Raw genomic sequence first — 22,000 nt, 5'->3', positions numbered from 1 at the left:
CAAGACGACAGCCGATCCGCGGGATTGAACGACACGCACTCTTGAAACGCATCTAGGCGATCTTGGTTTGGGGTGGCTCGCTGAACAACTTCTCGCGGCCATCGACAATGTCGTCGGTAATCGTGTACCGGCTGCCGCGCGGTTGGTCAGGCAACTCGAACATGATGTCGAGCATCACGTTCTCGATGATCGAACGCAAACCACGAGCACCCGTCTGCCGTTCGGCCGCTCGGCGAGCTATCGCCGACAAGGCCTTTTCGGTGAACTTCAGATCAGCTTCTTCCATCGAGAACAGATGCTGATACTGTTTGGTGAGGGCGTTCTTCGGTTCGGTGAGCACACGAACCAGTGACGATTCGTCGAGCGGTTGCAAGGCGGTCACCACCGGCAAGCGTCCCACGAGCTCGGGAATCATGCCGTATTCGACCAAGTCGTCCGGCGTGACATTGGCGAGCGTTTCGCCAAGGCCCATCTCGCGGGCGTGATCGCCAGACTGGCCGAAGCCCATCATGCGGCGACCCATCCGTTTGCGGATGACTTCTTGGATGCCGTCGAACGTACCGCCGACGATAAACAGGATGTTCGTGGTGTCGATCTGAATGTACTGCTGTTCGGGATGCTTCCGGCCACCTTGCGGAGGCACGTTGGCGGTGGTCCCTTCGAGCATCTTGAGCAAAGCTTGTTGCACGCCTTCGCCCGACACGTCACGAGTGATCGACACGTTTTGGCTCGTCTTGCCAATCTTGTCGATTTCGTCGATGTACAAAACACCGCGTTGGGCGGCTTCCACGTCGAAGTCGGCCGCATGCAGAAGTTTCAGCAGCAGGTTCTCAACGTCTTCGCCCACATAACCGGCTTCGGTCAAAGTGGTCGCATCGCCGATGGCAAACGGCACGTTGAGCTTGCGGGCCAAGGTGCGGGCGAGCAACGTCTTGCCGCAACCCGTGGGGCCCACGAGCAAAATGTTGGATTTGTCGATTTCGATATCGGATTCTTCTTCCGCCGCCATCAACCGCTTGTAGTGGCTGTGCACCGCAACGGCGAGCACGCGCTTGGCGGCTTCTTGGCCAATGACGTATTCATCCAGCTCGGCGACGATTTCGCGGGGGCTGGGGACGCGGGTGAACAATTGCTTGCTCGAGCCACGACGCTTACGTTCTTGATCGAGAATCGATTGGCAGAGCTCGATACACTCGCCACAGATATAGACGTCGCCCGGTCCTTCGACCAAGGGTCCAACGTCACGATAACTTTTGCGACAGAACGAACAGAAGGCATTCTTCTTAGAGGTGCTTCCGCGTCGTCCGCCGAGGTCTTTACCCACAGGCATGCAAGTCTCCTTCCGAGGGGTGCTCACCGCATGGGGCATCACCGGCCCACGCGATTCGCGCGATTCATCAAGGTGTCGCTCGCGGAGTCAGCCCATTGTCCAACGTCACATGACGCTGGCAACTGGACCTTACCTTATCATACCTGGCGGGGCATCCGTGTCCGCTCAGCCGAGCAAGTCAGTCTGGGGTATCATACGCAGCTTCAACGTGACTCGTTCATCGGCCATCCGTGGGGGGGTGGTTTACTAGCACGCACTCTTACCGAACAACCGTAGCAAGCGCTTTTGTCGGCAACTCTTACTGCGAGCCGTTGTGAGGGAAATAACCCGCACGGCCCGCAGAGTTTTCGCACGCGGCATTCAGCACTCAGCTTCGCGCCGAGCGCTGTCAACACGGCCTGCTAGCATTCCTAACCTCCAGCCGATTTCGTTCCCGTCGAAGCCGAAACTTCCTTCAGTTCTGATCGTAGTTTTGTTGCTAGCTTACTCTTGATTGTTCGGAATTCTTCGTCGCTCAAACCACCTTCATCGTACAAATCGCGAAAGCGGGTCATCAGTTCGCTGCTCTCGGCCACCTCGTCCGTTTTGGTGCTGCGAAATCGACGGACGATCGCGACGCCAATCGCGGTCAAGACAAACACGGCCGCAAACAACAACGCTGCTTGAGTGAGTGATTGAAGTTCTTCACTGTTCATAACAATCAAGGCACCCACGCGAGTGCCACCTTCGTAAGCCAGTTGCCTCTGTTGCCCGCTATTCCGAATTTCTCTGGCTCTTCTATTATGGGCGACTCGCTAGCTTGAGTCCAGAAATGTGTGTCGGCCCGAGAGTTTACGCAACCCGATTTCCCGGAAAAGCGTGAAAAGTTCGCCTAATTTCACGCGTCTGGCCCCACTTCAAGCCCTCGGCGCGTCGCTCCGATACCAGGAGATGGGGGACACTGCGCACTCGTGGTGTCCGCCCCGAGGACCGGAGGGCGTGGCCCTCCGGCTAGGACTTTTGTTAATCGAATATGCAGAAGACAACAGCTCAATCCGAATTACGAACACTGCTTAAGCGCATCGCCTGCGCCCTGAGCTGTCTGAGCGTTTGCCTGTTGAGTTCGTATTCCGCGATCGCGCAAGTCACTCCACAACTGCAAGCCATTTACTGGCAGCAGCCCACGTTGTTCATTCCGTATCAAGTTAACCAGCAAGATCCGCTGTTCAAAGAGATTGCCCAGGTCCAGTTGCTGCTCTCGCGCACGGGAGCCAACGACTGGAGCGTGCTGCAATCTGCGCAGCCCAATGTCCAAGGTTTCAGTTATCACGCCCCTGAGGATGGCCGCTATTGGTTTGCCCTCCGCCATCTCGATGCAAAAGGCCAAGTGCTCGGCGGGGCGCAAGTCATCCCTCAGTTGAACTTGGTGATCGACACTAGCCAGCCGCAACTCACGCTGTCCGCTTCGCGTGAAAACGATCATCAAATCGCGATCAGCTACGATGCCTTGGATGCGAATCTCCAAACGACTTCGCTGATCCTCGAAGCTCGCGTTGCTGGCGGCTTATGGACGAACGTGCACGTCGGGCCGCCCGAGATTTCACAAGCAGGTCGCGTCTCCGGGACAGCGCGTTGGTCACCGCCAGAAAACAGTGGCGAGATCGAAGTACGCGGCTCGATCGCCGACGGCGCTGGCCAACGTGGGCAAGCGACAACGATGGTTTCCGCGTCATCATCGCCTGTGCAATCAACGTCACCCGCGGCAATGCTTCCCAACATCGCTTCGACAGGTTCGCCATCGGCCCGAGCCGCGCAAGATTGGCCCGCAAGCAATCAATTGCTTGAAAAAAATCGAAATAGTAGCGCCCAATCGACGGCAACGTCACTCGCCGATTTACCACCCGCCGACAATCCGTATTCCAACGCCAGCGACTCTCACACGGCCCGCCGCACCTTGGCCAAGTTTGCCGTGGATGGTTCGGAAAATTCGACCGTATTAGAAACCTTCGCTCCGAGTTTGATCGACGCCAATCAACCTGCCGCGGAAGCTCCAAAGGCCTTGCCCCCGATCGACGACGAAAGCTGGGAAGCGAAAGGTCGCAACCCGGGTGAGCCCTTGCTGGTGAACGCTCGGACGTTTGACGTCGAATACGACCTGCAAGAAGTCGGCCCCTGGGGTGTCGCGAAAATCGAACTCTGGGGAACCCAAGACAACGGCAAAACCTGGCAAAGTTACGGCGTCGATCCCGACAATCGCACGCCAGTACGTGTCACCGTTCCCAATGGCGGCACGTTTGGGTTTCGCATTTTGGTCGAAGGAGCCAACGGCGTGAGTGCCCCCCCGCCCCACTCCGGCGCAGAGCCTGAACTTATAGTGAACGTCGACCTGCAACCGCCAGTCGCCAAAATTCTCGCCGCTGAACCGGGTGAAGGAAATCTCTCCGATCACCTGAGAATTCGTTGGCAAGCCGACGACGACAATCTCGATGCCCGTCCGATTGGATTGTTCTACAGCTCGTTTCCCAACGGGCCCTGGTCGACCGTCGCAGCTGGATTGGAAAACACAGGCTCGTACGTCTGGCGAATCGAACGCCACGTCCCGGGCAGATTCTATCTACGACTCGAAGCCCGCGACACCGCCGGCAACGTGGCAACGTATCAAACGCCCGAACCGCTGGCCCTCGATCGGCCACAACCCACAGGCACGTTGCGCAATGTGCGACCGATTACTGGTGTGCCATCGGTGGGAAACTGAATTCTATAAGTTGAAATTCTTCAGCGATCAGAAAACTCTTGACCGGCCTTAATGGTAATTTTCCAAACAGGCGTTGTGGCTGAAATCTGCGAGCCAGGATGCATCACAATTTCCTTTTGCGGTGCGACAGGCCCATCGTCATGATTACTTGTTAGCGTGCAGCTTGAATTTGCGTAGATTAATACATACAAAATAATATAATTCGACTATTATTCGTTATGGAGTGGTTGACCTAGGAATAAGCGCTACGTTGCTAGATAGACTGCAATCGACCAACTCATTTCCATTAATTGCGAAGGGCCATTCTCGATGATCTCAGCAATATCTCAATCTGTCATAAAACGAGCAAAAGCCCTTTATGACTCGCAACTTCGCTCTGACATGGAACGCACCAACCTCGGTAAGTTTATTACTATCGAGCCAGAATCAGGAAAGTATTTCTTAGGCGACAACTTCGACGACGCGGTCAATGCAGCTCTCGACGCATTTCCTGATCGACTAACATTTACACTCCAAATCGGTCAGCCCACTGCCTTGCATTTGGGAGTGGTCGCGCTGTGATCGGAGAAGTTGACGATGCCTTACGTGCCTTGATGACAATTTTTGTTTCTGGCGAGCGAGGTGCTGCCAAAGAGTCGCTTACCGTTTGGATTGATACTGCGTTCAACGGCACGTTGGTGATACCACGTCAAGAAATCATCCGACTTCGACTTCGCAAAGCGACGACTACGGAAGCAACTTTGGCCGATGGCAGCACTGTTGAACTGGAAACCTACTCTTGCTATCTCGATTGGTTTGGCACGATTCGCCGCACGCAGGCCATTGCTAACGATGGAAAGTTCCCACTGCTGGGCACGATGTTGCTGGCAGGGCGATACTTGGCAATTGACTATAAAGCCAAGACTTTAGAACTTAACTAAACACCCGTCGCCGCACGCCCACAACTGCCATCCCCACCAGCACCAACACCACTCCCGCTGGTTCGGGAATCAGCGCGATATCGAGTTGATACATCTGCGCCACGTTCATCGTGCCGCCAATGCGCACGAAGTAATTCCCCGCACCCGCAACATTGAAATCAAGAATGCTCTCGGCCACGCCCAGACCACCCACAATGGACGAGGCTAACAGATTTACGCCCGTGCTGTCGTAAAGAAACAACGTCAGATCATTCAGTGCCGAGGCATTGAACAAACTTTGGGTTCCGCCATGTGAGCCCGCCATGTAACTGGGTCCCACGGGGGTGAGCATGATATCGAGGACCCCCTCCTTATCCACCGTAAATTTAAAATAATCGACATCGGCACTTTTGTTGATGCTCAGAAAATCGACGTCTGTGGGGGCAATCGTGCGATCGACCGCGTCTTCACCAAGCTTGAAAGATTGATGCTTAGGTAGCAGCCCTAAGTTCGTGGCATTGCCGACAGTGTCGTTACCGCCCAATTCTTCAAAACGATCTCCGTACAAATGATGCACACCCAACAATTCGTCAAACTGCGGCCCGTCGATGTTGGTATCCAAGTTGGCTTCCATCAGAAATCGGCTATCCGACGAGGCCGTGTGGTCCAATCCCAAACCATGCCCCACCTCGTGCATGATCATGTTACGAAACCGCAGATAGTTCCCCCCTGCATTGCCCAGCAGTGTCACCTCCGACGTATCGATCACCATGTCGGAATTGTTGGGAAAATAGTTGTAGGCCAACACCGAAGGCCGCACGTTGCCGTCGATATAATGACCACCAATGCGAATATCACCGCGCCGTCCTAAGCTCCCCGTGAGTGTGCCCAAATTTGCGCCATCGTCGTTGGATTCATAACGAATCCGCAAACCCGAGATCGCATCCCAACGATCGAGTCCCGACTTGATTAAGTTGAACCACGCCCGCTGCGTGTAATCATTGCCACCCGGCCCTGCCCCGCCGTGATGAATGTTGTCGAGAAATGCAATCAGGTTGCTCGGCGCATTAGGCTCTCCTTGCCCGGTGGGCATCCCCGTTCCATCGGCGACAAGGCTCCAGGTCAGCGTTGCCGATTCACCCGCGGGTCGCGATCCAGAAGCCGTCGTCGTGAACCCGCTTCCTGCAACAAACGCTGCCGGGGCATCCCCTTCACCCGTCTGGAAGAAATCGAGAATATTCTGATGCACGCACGAGACCGTCTGAGGCATACCGCATTGGTCACATGCAAATGCCGCTGTCGGACCGACAGCGACCAAGAGCGCGAGCGTGAGAAAGAAAGCCCGGATTGTGGCGTAAGGCATTAGTTCATCCGTTAGAGAATCAAAGGAGCATGATTAGCCAAGGCATTCATGTCCTGCTCAACGGTGCGCCACTCAGAAGGCAACGCGTCGGATCATTCCGCGCGAAGAACTTACAGCCACTCATTCCCTGACACCATGCGACAACAGAGGGTGCGCCGCCACGGACGAGTAGATGTTATTGCGACCGGTCTTAAAACGCGGTCGTTGTCAGTTCACGAGACTTGCCTCAAAGTTCCAAAACGCTGTTGGTAGGACCAATCTTCCCTCTTCACAGGGCACCTTTTAGGATAGTCGCCCACCGCGACCCCAACAAGTATTTGGCAGAATCCCCCGCCAAGACTCGGTAAGCAAAATCGCTATAACTTGGTCCCCCCCACCAATCGGTGCCGTCACTGCTAACATTCTCCCCCCGCAAGAGATATAACGTCAGCATGGCCAGAGCCGCTGATACCACCCTGCCCGCCCTCAAAGTGCTCATGTCGCCGGGCGAATTTAAGCCCAGCGGCGTGACCGCCGTAGTGGGGGACGACGCCTTTCTGAAGCACGAAGTCCGCCTGGCCCTGGTTCGCGCGCTCTTGGGGGACGATGCGGAGTTGGGTGCCGAGATCCTCGAAGGCAAATCGGCCGAGCTCCGCGACGTGCTCGACGCGCTGAGCGAGCGCTCCCTTTTCGGGGGCGACGACCGGGTCGTGATCATCGAAGAAGCCGATTCGTTTGTTAAACAATACCGCGAGCAACTCGAAGCGATTGTCGAAAAGCCCCCCACCGGCGCGGTGCTGATTCTCGAAGTCGCCAGTTGGCCCGGCAACACACGACTGGCCAAAGCGGTCGCCAAGAGCGGCCTGACGGTCACCTGCCAAGTCCCCGAAAAAGGGGCCGAGCTCACCGCGTTCACCAAGCTGCTCAAGGATTGGTTAATCGATGTGGCGAAGCGCGAGCATCAGGTCGAATTGAAACGTCCCGCCGTGGACCTGCTCGTCGACTTAATTCCCCCCGAGCCGGGCATCCTGTTTCAAGAGATCGCGCGCCTGGCGTTGCTCACCGAGAAGAAGGGAATCATCGACGCCGATCTCGTCCGCGAGCATGTCGGCGGTTGGCGGGTCCGCAAAACGTGGGACATGATCGACGCCGTGGCCGATGGCAAAGCCGCCGAAGCCCTCAACCAACTAGATCGTCTGCTCGCCGCGGGCGAGGAACCTCACGCGCTGCTGCCGCAAATGGCTTCGACGTTGCGCCGCTTCGCCGCGGCGGTCAGTTGCTACGAGCAAGCCGAACAGCAACGGCGCTCGATTTCTTTGCGTGCCGCCCTCGAAGAAAGCGGCATGCCCGTGTTCAAAATGAGCACGGCCGAAAACCAGCTCAAACAGATCGGTCGGCCCCGCGCCAAAGAACTCTATCACTGGCTGCTAGCAGCCGACCTGGAACTCAAAGGTCACAATTCCACCAAAGACCGTGCCCGCCGTGTTATCGAAACGCTGATCGTGCGACTCTCCAAAGAAGCCGCCCCCAATCGGCCCGCTTCGCGCTAGCACCGCCGGTTTCTCATTCATCTTGCCTGCTGGCGGCGGGTTTTCTACTATCCGCGGCCATTCTCGAACCGTCCTTCTCGCAATTACGTGTCACAAGATGCGCTTATTGTCATCAAATCAACTGTTGCGATTAATCCCTTCAGCCGTGTTCGCATGCGCGCTGGGTTGCACCGGCCCTTGGTCGGCGAGCAGCACCGAACCATTGTCCGTTTCGCACACCGCAGCCGACTCGCTGGCCAAAGCCCCCTTGGTTACCGAACAACCGGTCACCCCCGCTTCGGCAATCACTCCCACACCACAGCCCGCACCTGTGGCCGTTCCACTTACCGCCGACCAAGAGATTGCCCTCAACAATTTGATTGCCGAAGTTCGCTCCACGACACCCCTCAGTCCCACCGCCGAACATAAACTGCGAACCGAACTCCGCGCCGCGCGCCAGGACGAATGGCCGTTGGTGGCCAAGCAATTCTGCTCGGCACTCGCCTATAGCGAGCAACTCATTGCGCGTGAGCAAAAGGAATTGGCCGCTCAAATGCCCGCCAGTCAATTCCCGGCGTTTCCCCAGGCGACAGTGACTCAAAAAGCAACCTCACCTGCTGCACCACCGGTTCCCGCAACAATCGTTGAAGCGGACAAAGCGCCACTGTCCTCCCCAACAACACAAGTCATCTCCGATCAAGCGAACATCCCCACCGAACAATCGCTTCCCGTGCGTGGCACCACGCTCGCCAATCACGTTTCCGAGCCACAAGCAACGACAACTCAACAATCGGTGCAGCAAGCCTCGCATGTCGTGGCCACCGATTCCGGCGTGTCGACACCGACCAATTGGCAAGCCCAACTCGATGCCGCGATCACGGCGATGCAAAACGAAGTGAAAGCCAATCCCGGCAGCACTGACGAATTGCAAGAACACATGCGGCTACGAATGTTGCTGCTCATGGCGGGCCGTGAATCCGATTCACTCGCCCCCATCCCCGGCGCTTCACCGACGGAACAAGACTATTGGTCCAAGCAGTTGTTCGCATTATCGACCTACTTCGACAACTCTCGCCAAATCGATACCAAGCAACGGGCCGCGGGGGCATTGATTCATCTTGATGCAGCCCGTGCCAAACTGGCGGAACTTGCCACGCTGCAAGTTCGCAATCTCGCCTTCGTCGATAAGGTCGAGGGCTATGGATTGTACGAGCCCCACGAAGGCGCGAAGTTCAAGCCGGGCGATCAGGTGAATCTCTACGCCGAAGTCGATAGCTTCCGCAGTGAATCGACTAAAGATGGCTATCGCACGGCTTTGGCCACGAGCTACGAAGTGGTCGATCCCCAAGGCCGCCGCGTCGATGGTGCGCAATTCCCCGAAGTGGAAGACGTCTGCCGCAATCAACGCCATGATTTCCACATGCAGTATGGCGTGGCCCTCCCCACGCGCATCTATCCCGGCGAATACGAGATTCGCCTAATCATTACCGATCAACTGTCCAACAAGATCGGCCAAGCGTCACTTCCCTTCGAAATCGTCGAATGACGTAGTGGTGGCTTCCAGCCGCCATCGCCAAACAAATTCAGCGGCTGGAAGCCACCACTACGCATCTAACCGCTTGCAGCTTAGCGATTTCCCCGAGTAGAATAAATTCTCCTCTTCCGCTCGTTTCTCCCATCGAGGCTCCGATCATGCCCTTTTCGCGCCGCGAATTCCTCGCCACCTCCGCCGCCACGGCTGCTTCCTTCACGCTGCTCAACAGCACATCAGTTTTCGCTGCAGGCGTTTCCGATATCCGCGTGGCGACGATCGGTGTCCGCGGCCGTGGTGAGAATCATTTGTATGGCCTTGCCGACAACATCGTGGCGATTTGCGACGTCGATGAAGAAATCCTCCAACAACGCGCCGACAAGTTTGAAGAGAAAACCAAGCGCAAGGTCGAACGCATCGGCGATTATCGCAAGTTGCTCGATCGCAAAGACATCGACGCGGTCACAATCGCCACGCCCAATCATACCCACGCACTGATCGCCGTCGCCGCGGCTCAAGCGGGCAAAGATGTTTATTGCGAAAAGCCGATTGCCCAAACCATTTGGGAAAGTCGGCAAGTCGTCGCCGCCGCGCGCAAGTACGACCGCATCATTCAGTGCGGCACGCAAGCCCGGTCCAGCGACAGCATCAAGTCCGCCGTTGAATTTGTCCGTAGCGGCGAACTCGGCAACCTGCGCTACGTTGTTGGGTTGTGCTACAAGCCGCGCCCCAGCATCGGCAAGCTCGACACGGCGCTCGAAATCCCCAGCACGATCAACTATGACTTGTGGTGCGGACCCGCCGAGATGAAAGACATCTACCGCCCCAGCCTGCATTACGATTGGCATTGGGATTTCAACACCGGCAACGGCGACATGGGCAACCAAGGCATTCATCAAATGGACGTCGCTCGTTGGTTTCTCGGTGTCGACACACTCGCGCCGCGAGTGCTCTCCATCGGTGGCCGCCTGGGTTACGAAGATGCCGGCAACACGCCCAACACGCAGATCGCTTATTTCGATTACCCCGACGCCCCGTTGATTTTTGAAACCCGCGGTCTGCCCCATTCCAAAACGGGCCAAAAGCGTTGGGAAGCCTCGATGGACAAATATCGCGGCAGTCAGGTCGGCAACGTCGTCCAATGCGAAAAGGGTTATATCCTCGTCGGCAACAGCTACATGGACGCGAGTGCTTACGACAACACTGGCAAACTGATCAAAGGGTGGAAGAACAAAGAGCTTCCCCATTATGCCAATTGGCTCAACGCCGTGGCCGCGCGGAATAGTTCCTTGCTCAACGCCGAGATTCAAGAAGGCCATCTTTCCAGCTCGCTCTGCTTTATGGGCAGCATTTCCCATCGATTGGGACAAGAAAAAAATGCCGCCGAAATCGCCGAGGTCGTAGCGGGCCGCGAACTTTTGGCCAATTCCTTTGACCGCATGGCCAGCCACTTGCGCGCCAACGATGTCGACATTGATGGTGCGGAACTCCTCACACTCGGCGCCCAATTGGAACTCGACACACAAAGCGAAATGTTCGTCGGCAACGACGCCGCCAACGAACTGCGCACCCGCAAACAACGCGCGCCGTTCATCATCCCCGATATAGAACGCGAAGGAGCATCCGGCAACGCGTAGTCATTAATCCCCCAACTTCACAGTTTCCACCAAATCTCCCGCCAGTTTTTGCACAAGACATCCCCCTACTCCGCTTGGTATGATGTTCTTTTGTCCAGCCGGGCAACATGCTCGGTTAACGAGCAACGCCCCCGTGCGGACCTACCCTTATGCCCCCCGTTGATAGTCCACCGGCCACCCCCGTCGGCGGAAAAAAACTCGACCTCCGCGGCGAGCTTTCCTCACTCAAGATCGACCGCTCTAAAATACGTAAGCCCACAGTCGTAGGCCGCGCGCTGTGGTTGTTGCTGGGCTTAGTCCTAATCGGCGGCATCGGTGGCACCGCCTATTGGGCGCTGCGTGATCGACTCTTCCCGCTGCCGATGGTCAAAGTCGAAGCCGCTCGCATCATGACCAAGGGGCAAGTCTCCGCGCATCTCACCGCCACGGGTTACCTCGAATCGCGTTGGCAAGCCGCCGTGGGAGCCAAGGTGCCCGGTCGCATCCAGAACATCCCCGTGGAAGAAGGCGACAAAGTCCAAGCGGGCGATATCCTCGCGGAACTCGAACACGCCGATCTCGACGCCATGCTCGCTTCCAAGAAAGTCGCCGTCGAATTGGCCCAAGCTCAAGTCTCGGAAGCCGAATTCAATTTGAAACAAAGCGAACGCAACTTGAAGCGCCAACAACAACTCTTGGAACGCAGCGCGGGGACCGTCGAAGCCGCCGAACAAGCCGAGACGGCCCACCAAGTGGCTGAAGCCACCGTCAAAGCGCGGAAAGCCTCGCTATCCTCCGCCAGAAGCAGCGTGATCGAAGCCGAGGAAGCGATTCGCAATATGTTTGTTTACGCCCCGTTCGATGGCACGGTCGTCACCAAAGATGCCGAGCAAGGGGAATCGATCATGCCCGGTGGCATGGGCGCCAGCTCCGGCCGTGGTTCCGTGATCACACTCGCCAAGCTCGATGAACTCGAAGTCGATACCGACGTCAAAGAAGATTACCTCAGCCAACTCAGAAAAGGCCAGCCAGCCCAAGTGATCGTCGACGCCGTGCCCAATCATCGCTACAAAGCCAAACTCCGCGAGATTATACCGATGGGAGATCGCACGCGGGGCATCGTGAAAGTGAAAGTTGAAATTCTCGATCCCGATGATCGATTATTTCCTGAATTGAGTGCCACGGTTCTGTTCCTCCCCGATGCCACCGAAGCGAATCAGGCTCAAGAAAAAGGCGTCTTCATCTCCGCGGCGGCGGTTCAAGGAACGGACGAAGATCAGTTCGTCTGGCTGCTCGACCAGGATCGCGTTCGCAAAGTAGCCATCAAAACGGCTGGCAAATCCGAGGAAGGTTTAGTCGCCATCGAAAGCGGCCTCACCGGCGGCGAGCGCGTGATTGTCGAGCCTCCGCCCGGCCTGGAAGAAGGCGAGCAAGTCCAAGTCCCCGAGTAATAAACAATAAATGTCATTCCGAAAGACCCTAGGCGACTGAGGAATCTGGCTTCCACTGGCACACGTCTTCTATCGCTGTCGGTGCTCCAAACCAGATCCCTCTGGTCGCGGAACTCCCCTCGGGATGACAATAGTAGTTCACGTAACAGGAAAATTTCATGTCCGACAACCACACCGATGCCGTCGTCCAACTGTTGAACGTCAGCAAAGGTTTCACGCGCGGCTCGCAAGAGATTCCCGTGCTTACCAACACAACGCTCCATATTCCCAAAGGGGACTTCGTCGCCGTGATGGGCCCCTCGGGTTCCGGCAAGTCGACGCTCCTCAATCTTTGCGCCGGACTTGATCGCCCCACCACCGGCAAAGTGATCGTCAACGACCAAGATCTCGGCCAGCTTTCCGAAGCGGGCCTTTCGCGCTGGCGAAGCGAAAACCTTGGTTTCATCTTTCAGATGTTCAATCTCATGCCGGTCCTCACCGCCCAAGAGAATGTCGAACTGCCGTTGATGCTCACGCCCCTGTCTCGTGCCGAACGTCGCAAACAAGCGGAAACGTCGCTCCGCATCGTGGGCCTCGCCGATCGCGCCGACCACTACCCCCGCCAGCTTTCCGGCGGTCAGGAACAACGGGTCGCCATCGCTCGCGCGCTCGCCAACGATCCTGTATTACTGCTAGCCGACGAACCGACCGGTAACCTTGATGCGACCAGTGCTCAGGAAGTGCTCGATCTGTTGGATTCGCTCAACGAGCAATTCGGCACGACGATCATCATGGTCACCCACGATCCCAAAGCCGCCCGCCGGGCGAAGCGTTTGCTACATCTCGAAAAAGGCACCTTCGTCCAAGCCGACATCGATGAATTGGAACATGCACGATGAAATTTTTGCCGATGATTTTTCGCAATGTCTTTCGCAACAAGATCCGCTCGCTCTTCACGGCGGCATCGATCGCGGTGAGCTTGTTTCTGGTCGTGACGCTCTACTCGCTGATCACCGCCCAGGAAGAATCGACCGATGCCAATAGCCAGGCCAACCGCGTGGCCGTGCTGCACGAGGCAGGCCTCGCCGGCAACTTGCCGATTAGCTATGTGAATCGCATTAGCCGCGTGCCGGGCGTGATCCACACGATTCCCATGTCATGGTTTGGCGGCAACTATCGCGAAGAAACGACTCAGTTTCCTCAATTCGCGACCGATGCCAAAGAACTCTTCAACGTCTATCCCGAACTCACCATCCCCGCCGATCAGCTCGAAGCCTGGCAGAATGATAAGGCGGGCTGCGTGGTCGGCGCACTCATTGCCCGCAACAAGGGTTGGAAGATCGGCAGTAAGATCCCGCTGCAAGGCAACATCTATCCCGCCAATCTTGAGCTCACGGTGCGCGGCATCTACGACGGCCCCCCGACGATGGACCGCGGCTGGGTCTTGTTCCACTTCGATTACTTCGACGAATCCCTTAAAAAACTCAATTATCCCAATTCGGGCAACGCGGGTCTTGTGATGATTCGCGCCGAATCCGCCGCTAAGATGCCCGAAGTGATGCAGGCCATCACGGCCGCGTTCGAAAGCTCCGACGCCCCCGTGAAGCCGATGACCGAGAAAGATTTCGCCGCCTCATTCATGGAAATGATGGGCAACGTCCGCGGCTTCATCCGCATGACTTCCACCGCGGTGGTGCTGGCCCTGTTGTGCGTCGCCGCCAACACGATGGCCATGTCGGTTCGCGAACGGACCCGCGAGATCGCGCTTTTGAAAGCCATCGGCTTCAACCAATCAACCATCCTCGGCATGTTTCTCGCCGAGTCGGTCACCATCGGCGTCCTCGGTGGAATTCTTGGAGCCCTCGGCGCAAAACTTTTGTTCTACTCAGTGGACCTGAGCAGCATCGACGCCGGCCTCGGAATGTTCTACATCCCTTGGCGAACCGCATTATGGGGCTTAGCCCTCGCCGCCGTGGTGGGACTTCTAAGCGGTCTCATCCCCGCCTGGCGCGCCGCCCACGTCTCCGTCATCGAAGGCTTGCGCAAAGTCGTCTAATGCCGGCCTCCGACCCCTGACCTCCGAACTCCGACCTCTCATAAACAATGATCCCCATCAAATATAATTACCGCAGCCTGATGGCCCGCAAAGTCGGCTCGCTTATGACCGTCCTTGGCGTCGGCATGGTTGTTTGGGCCAGCATCTTCGCTTTCGGACTCTCGGCGGGGCTTGATAAGACTCTCGAAATCGCCGCCGATCCGCTCGACGTGATCGTCTTGCGCAAAGGCTCGACGTCCGAAGCCGTCAGCGCCGTTACCGAATCAGCCGCGCGCGAAATCACGGCCCTCCCCGGCATCGCCACCGACAAAGACGGCAATCCCCTGGCGGCCTCCGAGTTGGTTGTGTTCGCCTATCTGCCGCGCCGTGGTTCGACGCAACCCGTGAATGTGTCCGTTCGCGGGGTCGATCCGATGTCGCGCAACTTACGCGAAGGACTCGAAATCGTTGAAGGCCGCGATTTCACGCCGGGCGTACGCGAAGCCATCGTCAGCCGCGCGATGTCGCAGCGTTTTCAACGACTGGGGCTCGGCGACAAGTTCAAGGTCGAAGGGGGTGAATTCGAAGTCGTCGGCATCTTTGAAGCCGGCGGTGGGGCCGTCGAGTCCGAAGTTTGGACCGATCAACCCGTGCTGGCTCAACTCGCCAAGCGTACGGGTGCGATGTCGAGCCTGCAACTTCGTGCTGCCAGCCAGGCCGATCAAGAGCGTCTCGTCAATCGCATCCAAAACGACGAGCAGATCGACCTCAAGGCCACCACCGAAGTCGATTATTATGCCGAGCAAGCCCAGCAAAGCAGTCTGATCAAAGTCGTCGGTTACATGATCGCATTCTTCCTCACGATCGGCGCAATGTTCGCCGTCGCGAACACAATGTACGGTGCGATCGCCTCGCGGGCGCGTGAAATCGGCACCCTGCGCGCCCTGGGCTTTGGCCGATTCAGCATCTTGACGGCGTTCGTGCTCGAATCGCTCGTGCTGTGCCTCGCTGGAGCAGCGCTGGGTTGCTTGGGCGCGCTAGCGATCACATTTTTCCTAGGTGGCATTCAAACCGGCACGATGAACGCCGGAACCTTCACCGAAGTCGCCTTCTCGTTTGATTTTGGTCCAAGGGTGCTCGCCCAAGGCGCGATCCTAGCGATCGTCATGGGCCTCGTCGGCGGATTTCTGCCAGCACTCCGCGCCGTCCGCATGAAAGTCGTCGACGCCCTCCGCGAAGTCTAACTGTTTGCGGTTTAGCGGCCCCGCTTCTTCAAATTTGAACCTTCCGCAGTTATGCTAATTCTCATTCACAAATTTCAACACTCCACCCCACTTGGCGGTACTGACCCGTGAAATTCATTGAAATGACCGGCGAGCAACTCTTTTCCGTGCTGCTCCCCGAGGAACTCAAGCTGCACGAACTCGAAGACGCGGGCGTACATGCCCACAGCATCGTCCGCGTGAATCTGCAAGGCGATCTGGAATTGCGCCGCCCCGATGGCTGGCAAATCCTGGGCGGCCTGCTCGGCGACTTCGAACACCGCGTGATCGAAAAGACCGGCCTCAACTGGTCCGCCCCCCTGCACGACAGCCACATCGACGATTGCAAACCCTGCAACTAATCGGCCAGTGGTGTGCCCTCGCCAGAATTAATTCAGCACCGGGCGGTGCAGCGGCCTGCGCCTCACCACGAGTTCGCCAAACTCCCGCACGCCGTAAGTTGAGATCGCGCTCAATTCCTCAAGCGCGAGATCCACGCTCTCAACAAACAAATCACTGAGTTCAAATCCGCCCGGCGAGCCCCCAGTAGAAGAAAAATCAGCAGCGGGCGGTGCAGCGGGTGATACGTAAGAATCTCCAAACACCAATGACATAGGCGATTCCTGATCGTCCTCAACACCTTCATCCTCAATAATCGCACTCAGCGCGGACAACGCCCCACCACCATACTCGTCCTGCCAAGTCTCAAGGTCATCACTACTAAACGGATCAGGCGAATCCCCGCGCTGCCACGCTAGAAAGTCACGGCCAGTCACAATGCCGTCGCCGTTGTAGTCGCCCGGCAACGAAACCGCACCCTGCACTTCAAACGCCCCCATGTCGATCCGAACATTTGCAACGCGGTTATATCCAACACCCCGCTGATCGTAATCCGGCGGCGAAGTAAACCCGGGATCACCTGCATCAATCGCGGGACTGCCGGTGAGCAGAGCGTGCGTGAAAGTCAGCCCGCCGTTGTCTTGCAGCGGACCTAGCAGTGGATCAGCATTCAAAAGGTTTCCCGTGCCGGAATTGATCGTATTCAAATAGTCTGGATGCAGTCCACTGACATCGCCAAACAGACTGTAATTCACGCTTAACGTGCCTGAGCCAGGGCTAATCTCGGGGCTTATACTGCCAATATTGCCAGCGATAATCGAGTTGGTAATCGTCGTCGCATCATTGTCGTTCCAAATACCACCACCACTCCCGGGGCTCCCATCATTATCGTCTTCCGCAGAAGTCTCTCCCGCGGCATTCCCGGTAATCGTACTGTGGCTGATGGTGAGAGACCCTCGACTAAAAATTCCGCCCCCAGAGCCGCCATCACCATACCAACCTGCATCTCCTGCACGGTTACCGCTAATTGTGCTGTTGGTAATATTGGCTGCACCTCGGCTGTAAATGCCACCTCCAAGACCGCCTTCACCGCTATCGGGATTGCCGGCAATCTCCGCTTTCCTGCCACTTCCGGCTATGTTGCCACTAATGATACTGCCGACGACCGTGAGCGTTGCGCGACTAAACACGCCGCCGCCATCGCCAGGACCGTAGCCGAGATAGCTTTGCTCACTATCTGGTACTCCATCGCCGGTACGATTCCCACTGATATTGCTCTTGATAATCGTAAGATTATGGGAACTATAAATGCCGCCTCCGTCACCGGCCCCTACAAATATTTCCGCGTCACCCGTAGAGTTTCCAGACACCTCAGAGTCAGTAATGATCATCGGTTGATTGAGGTTTTGAATGCCTCCACCAGCGGCATCGGATCCCTGTGTGTGATTGTTCGAAATGATTGATTGGTCGATGGTTAAACCACCTTGGGACGAAATACCGCCACCGCCACCGCCATAAGCTGCCGTCGTGTTGCTGGTGATTGTCGTTTGCGTAATGACCAGAGCGCCATTCGCATGAATACCACCGCCGCTTCCATAGACTCCTAAGGTGGAGTTGTTAGAAATTGTACTGGAGGTCACTGTCAAAGAACCCAATACAAAAATCCCGCCGCCACCCGCATAATCGCCAGTGGTGCTGCTACCGGTTATGGTCGAACTGTTGATTTCCAAATTTCCTGTCGTTAGCGATCGGATGGCACCACCCGAGAATGTGGTCGTCGATCGCGTTGGATTATCTCCTGTCGTCTTGCCGTTAGTGATCGTCAATCCTTCAATCTCAAAGTCCCCAGTGGTCGCGGTGATATTAAATACCCGCGACAATTCTTGGGCATCAACTGTGAGTAACTCTTGCCCAGGACCGATGATCGCCACAGCTTCGGTGATCTCATACTCGCCCAACAGCATGGCGATTGTTTGCTCAGAGCCAAACAGGTTCTCATCGAACGTGATCTCATCCGCCCCGGCCAGAGAATTCGCATAAAGAATCGCCTCGCGTAATGAGGTGACTTGGTCAAATTCATCGACCAAGTCAAACTTCGTCGTGACGACCAAAGACGACACCTCGGGGACAGTCGACTGCAATTCATAGGCCCCCATATCAACCCGACGGACGACTCGACTGAATCCCTCACCGCGCTGATCGAAGTAGAGTGGGGGGCCAACTTCGGGATCACCCGCGTCAATGGCGGGGCTACCGGGCACGAGAGCATGAGTGAGAGCCGGGCCGCCGTTATCAGCGAGCGTCGTGTCGAGGATGCTTGAAAGCGGCGTAGGACTGGTTGAATTACTTGTAAGCAGGACATCGTTTACCCCGGGAGTGAAACCGGAAAACGCCTGAGCCGTTGTCTCGCCACTATGACCAAACAGATTGTAATTACTATTTATTAGTCCGCCATCCACATAGCGATACAGTTCATTTCCATTAACGGCTGCGTTGCCTGAAACAATTGAGTTGCTGAGCGTCATTAATTCTTGGAAGCTCGAATGATAAATGCCGCCGCCACTTGTTGTTGCTGTGTTACCGGTAAAAGTGCTGCTGGTTATGTTGGCATATCCCCAGTTACACAGACCGCCACCAAAATTGGCTGTGTTCCCTGAGAACGTAGAGTTCGACATGTCTGCCGTGTGACCGAAATAATTGAGCATCCCCCCGCCGAATGTGCCGGCAGAGTTTCCCGAGATCGTGCTGCCCGTGATGTTCGAGTCGCCAAAAATATAAAGCCCGCCACCTTTCTCTTCGGCGGTATTATCGGCAATCGTGCTATCTGTAATATCGACAATCGTGCTGTCTTCAAAATTGAGTTGCCTAAGTAAATACAGTCCTCCTCCACTCGTTCCCGCTGTATTTCCCGAAATAGTACTTCTGGCAACGATGGTATCTGCATGAAAAGACCAAATACCGCCACCTCGGTAACCCGCTCCATTATCGGTAACCGTGGTATTTGTGATGTTAATCTTACCGTAATTGGCGATTGCTCCGCCGTCCAACGCGGCGGTATTGCCGGAAACGATGCTGCTCAAGATTTCGCACTGCGAGCTGTCGGAAAAGTTGATAATCGCACCGCCAAATTCGGCAGTATTGTTGGAGAGTGTACTATCAATGACCTTCAAAAACGCTGAATTTGCAATGGCGCCTCCACCCGTCGACGCATTGCCTGTGACCACACTGTCCGCAAGGGTGAGGTTCTCGCGATTGTTAATTGCACCACCGCCTCCATAGAGCGAGGCTACAGCCTCGTCACCGCCAGTTAGCGTTAAACCGCCCAACGTAACGTTGATCAGATTGTTACCGTCACCATCGTTGATACTGAAAATACGCGTGCCATCGCCCGTATTGAAGATTCCGTCGACCCCATCCCCAGCATCAATGGTGAGCAACCCGGCACCGGGACCGACAATTGACAACTCCTTGTCGACGAGGAGATCGCCTTGGGTCAGCGCAATCGTCGCCGAGCCGGCGCTCGTAAGAGCTGGGTCAAATTCAATGGTCGAGAATGGCAAGGCCAAGGCGATGGCTTCGCGAAGCGACAAATCACCGGATGAATAATCGCCATCGTTCTCATCTACGAGCGTATCGACGACCAAATTGACGTTGCTGGAAATAAATAGGTCGTCAATTGCCAGTCCATGATCCGGCGTTTCAAAGCGGATTCCATCGGCGGTTCTGCCATCGTTGATTTCGATCCAACGAATCCATAACGTACTGCCAGCGGCCCAGGCGAGATCAGTCAGTAAACCATCATTCACGCGGCGATTGGCCGCAGCATTACCGTCGAGGGCTCCCGTAACGACGTTCGCGGGAGACGTAAAGCTGAAAGAATCCCCCAATGGAGTCCATGATGCTGCTGAGCTAAACGAAGTGCCAATTCCATATTCCAAGGTCATTGTTTGCGAAGCGGTGTTAGCTCCTCGCCATTGTTCGCCAGTATATTTCAAATAGAAATCATCAATGGTTGCGCCGGAATCGTTATCAAGCGACAACACCATCCAGCCCGCCACCCCATCCACAGGCACACTGCCAAAATAGCCTGAACTAGAACCGACACCACCAAGAGCTCGATCAGTAAGCGAACCAGTCCCATCGACGCCAAAGCTGTAGAACGAACCTGTGCTGCTTGACCCAGTTCCCGTGCTAAAGGTCGTGAGTGCCGTCGAATTTCGGCGGAATAGAGACCAACCTTCCAGGGTATTGTCGTTCGACCAAGCGAGATTCGTGCCACTCGTGGGGAGAGAATCGAAATCCTGCGAATACTCGCCCGTGAAACTCACGGCCAACATCCGACGATCTTCAAGCGTCTCAACCCGCATCCGACGACGGCGTGACATAACGTGTTCCTTGCGCTAAGTCTGACAATTCTGAAGCCAACAATTCAACTGTTGGGGCCGACAAGAGAAGACATCTGTTCCGGAGCGGTAGCGGCCAAAAAGAATACTCGCGTTCCTACCGGCTGGCCGCATCTTACCCCCGCCACGGGGTGAATGCAACAAAATAGCCTGAACGACTTGAAACCAGGGGTGTACCAACGGTACATGCAACTCGTTTGGGGTAAAGTCTTTGATTAAATTCCTTACCCAATCTTCACGATTGCGGATGTGCTCAAGTAGGCAATGCATGTAGCTTTTGCATGCGTAAACTATAAATTCTTGTTCGCCGCAGACGGAGCGCGTCACAGACGAGCGAGCGAATCTTCGCAGCATAATCCCCGATCCGGGTTTTCTTAATCCCCACGGCCGAGGCCGTCATCCTCCTCACCTTTTAAGAATCCACGGCGAGCGCCTTGCGGCTCAGTGGCCAAAGTTCTTTGTCGAATTTGGCCGCGCGATTCCATATAATGCTTTTCGACTCTCTAGAAATTCGTTCTTTACCGACCCCAAGTCCCTAACTCCCAGTCCCGAATTCAGCTTTGCAAAAACCGGAGGCCTGCAAACCAAGCAAACCTCGCAAACCTGGCAAAGCAGAGGGGAAGAGCTATTAGCTGTTAGCCGTTAGTTTTTAGCCAGAGAAGAAGAGCAAGACACGAAGACCCTCCGCTAACCCCTCCCCGAGTACACGGAGGGGGATGACGGGGCGAGCCAACGGTGGCACCCGATCTACGCTCTTATTGAAAACTAACGCCTAGCGCCTAACGACTCGCGACTCGAATTCGCAACTTGATCAATCTCATCCGATGATAAAATTGATCAAGTTGAACAAGTTGACAAAGTTCGGAGGAAGAAGCTGTTAGCGATTAGCTGTTAGCTGTTAGTCAGAGGAATCCATAAGATGGACCTAATTGTCATTCTGAATGGAGTGGCACGGAGAGAAGAATCTGACTTCAAACCATGAATGCCTGGAGGCGAGACTCTTCGGTCGCTAGGTTCTCTCAGAATGACAGCACCAGCAATCCGAATTTCCTAACCTCCAGCCTCCAACCAACAGCCTCTTCCTCACATCACCACCGACATCAACATCGAGAAGCCAATAAACAACACCGCGCAGATTCCTCCTTCGCAGATCGTCACCATTAAGGCTGAGAAGGGGCCCGTGCGGACCATGATCGCGATGATGCCGGCGGTCATGGCGACTGGTCCCAAGACCTGGCTCCCCAGGCCGGGTTCCAGAATCGAAACATTCACCCAAAACCGCAGCAGCACGTTGGCCACGACAACCAGGAACATGCAGAGCAGGCTTTGCCAATAGTCGGGGGGCTCGACCGCCGCGAAGGCGCATGCCATTTGCAAAGCCCAGGCGGAAATAAAGAGGCCCGCCGGAACGAGGACGAGGAAAACCAAGGTCGGATCGAACATCGCGAGCAGCTGTGTCACAGGTGATTCTCCTTTCCGCTCAAAGTGCGAATCACAAGACGTGTCCCTTTTAAGAATATGTCACGACGGGCCGTGGCAAGGCGAGAATC

General features: G+C 56.0%; 16 protein-coding genes. 11 read left to right on the top strand and 5 right to left on the bottom strand.

Translation table 11 applies throughout. The features are described 5' to 3' along the window. Nucleotides 1-52: 52 nt before the first annotated feature. Both clpX and SH678x_RS05125 read right to left on the bottom strand, forming a co-directional pair. Nucleotides 53-1,330 carry an ATP-dependent Clp protease ATP-binding subunit ClpX gene (gene clpX, locus SH678x_RS05130; protein ID WP_496921813.1) on the bottom strand — a complete coding sequence of 426 codons (1,278 nt, stop codon included), beginning with the start codon at nucleotides 1,328-1,330 and terminating at the stop codon, nucleotides 53-55. 410 nt (nucleotides 1,331-1,740) lie between these two features. Continuing rightward, nucleotides 1,741-2,043, bottom strand: a complete 303-nt coding sequence (locus tag SH678x_RS05125) for a hypothetical protein (protein ID WP_496921812.1) — start codon at nucleotides 2,041-2,043, stop codon at nucleotides 1,741-1,743. Between the two features lie 299 nt (nucleotides 2,044-2,342). Here SH678x_RS05125 and SH678x_RS05120 point away from each other — a divergent pair, with 299 nt between their 5' ends. The 3 genes from SH678x_RS05120 (at nucleotide 2,343) to SH678x_RS05110 (ending at nucleotide 4,984) form a co-directional block, all read left to right on the top strand. Continuing rightward, complete coding sequence (locus SH678x_RS05120) at nucleotides 2,343-4,064, top strand: hypothetical protein (protein WP_496921811.1); 1,722 nt, start codon at nucleotides 2,343-2,345, stop codon at nucleotides 4,062-4,064. Between the two features lie 381 nt (nucleotides 4,065-4,445). Next, a complete protein-coding gene (locus SH678x_RS05115) occupies nucleotides 4,446-4,625 on the top strand; it encodes a hypothetical protein (RefSeq protein WP_496921810.1) in 180 nt (59 codons plus the stop codon). Continuing rightward, a complete protein-coding gene (locus SH678x_RS05110; RefSeq protein WP_496921809.1) occupies nucleotides 4,622-4,984 on the top strand; it encodes a hypothetical protein in 363 nt (120 codons plus the stop codon). Before SH678x_RS05115 ends, SH678x_RS05110 begins: the two co-directional genes overlap by 4 nt. Here the strand turns inward: SH678x_RS05110 and SH678x_RS05105 are convergent. Then, nucleotides 4,977-6,326 carry a matrixin family metalloprotease gene (locus tag SH678x_RS05105; protein WP_496921808.1) on the bottom strand — a complete coding sequence of 450 codons (1,350 nt, stop codon included), beginning with the start codon at nucleotides 6,324-6,326 and terminating at the stop codon, nucleotides 4,977-4,979. The genes SH678x_RS05110 and SH678x_RS05105 overlap by 8 nt on opposite strands. A gap of 431 nt (nucleotides 6,327-6,757) precedes the next feature. Here SH678x_RS05105 and holA point away from each other — a divergent pair, with 431 nt between their 5' ends. The 8 genes from holA to SH678x_RS05065 all read left to right on the top strand — a co-directional run bounded on the left by holA (nucleotide 6,758) and on the right by SH678x_RS05065 (nucleotide 16,070). After that, complete coding sequence (holA, locus tag SH678x_RS05100; RefSeq protein WP_496921807.1) at nucleotides 6,758-7,855, top strand: DNA polymerase III subunit delta; 1,098 nt, start codon at nucleotides 6,758-6,760, stop codon at nucleotides 7,853-7,855. A 106-nt stretch (nucleotides 7,856-7,961) separates the two neighbouring features. Continuing rightward, nucleotides 7,962-9,380 (top strand): hypothetical protein, encoded by a 1,419-nt coding sequence (locus SH678x_RS05095; protein ID WP_496921806.1) that lies wholly within the window; start codon nucleotides 7,962-7,964, stop codon nucleotides 9,378-9,380. 146 nt (nucleotides 9,381-9,526) lie between these two features. Beyond that, nucleotides 9,527-11,002, top strand: a complete 1,476-nt coding sequence (locus tag SH678x_RS05090; RefSeq protein WP_496921805.1) for a Gfo/Idh/MocA family protein — start codon at nucleotides 9,527-9,529, stop codon at nucleotides 11,000-11,002. 149 nt (nucleotides 11,003-11,151) lie between these two features. Next, a complete protein-coding gene (locus SH678x_RS05085) occupies nucleotides 11,152-12,432 on the top strand; it encodes an efflux RND transporter periplasmic adaptor subunit (protein WP_496921804.1) in 1,281 nt (426 codons plus the stop codon). 158 nt (nucleotides 12,433-12,590) lie between these two features. Further along, nucleotides 12,591-13,310 (top strand): ABC transporter ATP-binding protein, encoded by a 720-nt coding sequence (locus SH678x_RS05080; protein WP_496921803.1) that lies wholly within the window; start codon nucleotides 12,591-12,593, stop codon nucleotides 13,308-13,310. Further along, nucleotides 13,307-14,467 (top strand): ABC transporter permease, encoded by a 1,161-nt coding sequence (locus SH678x_RS05075; protein ID WP_496921802.1) that lies wholly within the window; start codon nucleotides 13,307-13,309, stop codon nucleotides 14,465-14,467. The genes SH678x_RS05080 and SH678x_RS05075 overlap by 4 nt, the downstream gene beginning before the upstream one ends. A 47-nt stretch (nucleotides 14,468-14,514) precedes the next feature. Further along, nucleotides 14,515-15,690 carry an ABC transporter permease gene (locus SH678x_RS05070; RefSeq protein ID WP_496921801.1) on the top strand — a complete coding sequence of 392 codons (1,176 nt, stop codon included), beginning with the start codon at nucleotides 14,515-14,517 and terminating at the stop codon, nucleotides 15,688-15,690. A 107-nt stretch (nucleotides 15,691-15,797) separates the two neighbouring features. Further along, nucleotides 15,798-16,070, top strand: coding sequence for a hypothetical protein (locus SH678x_RS05065; RefSeq protein WP_496921800.1), 273 nt, complete (start codon nucleotides 15,798-15,800; stop codon nucleotides 16,068-16,070). Nucleotides 16,071-16,097: 27 nt separating this feature from the next. Here the strand turns inward: SH678x_RS05065 and SH678x_RS05060 are convergent, their stop codons facing one another. Further along, nucleotides 16,098-20,432, bottom strand: coding sequence for a choice-of-anchor Q domain-containing protein (locus tag SH678x_RS05060; protein WP_496921799.1), 4,335 nt, complete (start codon nucleotides 20,430-20,432; stop codon nucleotides 16,098-16,100). Between the two features lie 1,101 nt (nucleotides 20,433-21,533). Next, nucleotides 21,534-21,911 (bottom strand): hypothetical protein, encoded by a 378-nt coding sequence (locus SH678x_RS05055; protein ID WP_496921798.1) that lies wholly within the window; start codon nucleotides 21,909-21,911, stop codon nucleotides 21,534-21,536. Between the last annotated feature and the right edge of the window lie 89 nt (nucleotides 21,912-22,000).

Source organism: Bythopirellula superficialaquae, from assembly GCF_059632245.1.
This window is presented reverse-complemented; position numbering and strand designations above follow the sequence as displayed.

What these genes read in the sequence shown, in the direction of transcription:
- clpX (WP_496921813.1), bottom strand. Translation starts at nt 1,330, where the DNA reads ATGCCTGTGGGTAAAGACCTCGGCGGACGACGCGGAAGCACCTCTAAG.
- SH678x_RS05120 (WP_496921811.1), top strand. Translation starts at nt 2,343, where the DNA reads ATGCAGAAGACAACAGCTCAATCCGAATTACGAACACTGCTTAAGCGC.
- SH678x_RS05115 (WP_496921810.1), top strand. Translation starts at nt 4,446, where the DNA reads ATGGAACGCACCAACCTCGGTAAGTTTATTACTATCGAGCCAGAATCA.
- SH678x_RS05105 (WP_496921808.1), bottom strand. Translation starts at nt 6,326, where the DNA reads ATGCCTTACGCCACAATCCGGGCTTTCTTTCTCACGCTCGCGCTCTTG.
- holA (WP_496921807.1), top strand. Translation starts at nt 6,758, where the DNA reads ATGGCCAGAGCCGCTGATACCACCCTGCCCGCCCTCAAAGTGCTCATG.
- SH678x_RS05090 (WP_496921805.1), top strand. Translation starts at nt 9,527, where the DNA reads ATGCCCTTTTCGCGCCGCGAATTCCTCGCCACCTCCGCCGCCACGGCT.
- SH678x_RS05085 (WP_496921804.1), top strand. Translation starts at nt 11,152, where the DNA reads ATGCCCCCCGTTGATAGTCCACCGGCCACCCCCGTCGGCGGAAAAAAA.
- SH678x_RS05080 (WP_496921803.1), top strand. Translation starts at nt 12,591, where the DNA reads ATGTCCGACAACCACACCGATGCCGTCGTCCAACTGTTGAACGTCAGC.
- SH678x_RS05075 (WP_496921802.1), top strand. Translation starts at nt 13,307, where the DNA reads ATGAAATTTTTGCCGATGATTTTTCGCAATGTCTTTCGCAACAAGATC.
- SH678x_RS05070 (WP_496921801.1), top strand. Translation starts at nt 14,515, where the DNA reads ATGATCCCCATCAAATATAATTACCGCAGCCTGATGGCCCGCAAAGTC.
- SH678x_RS05060 (WP_496921799.1), bottom strand. Translation starts at nt 20,432, where the DNA reads ATGTCACGCCGTCGTCGGATGCGGGTTGAGACGCTTGAAGATCGTCGG.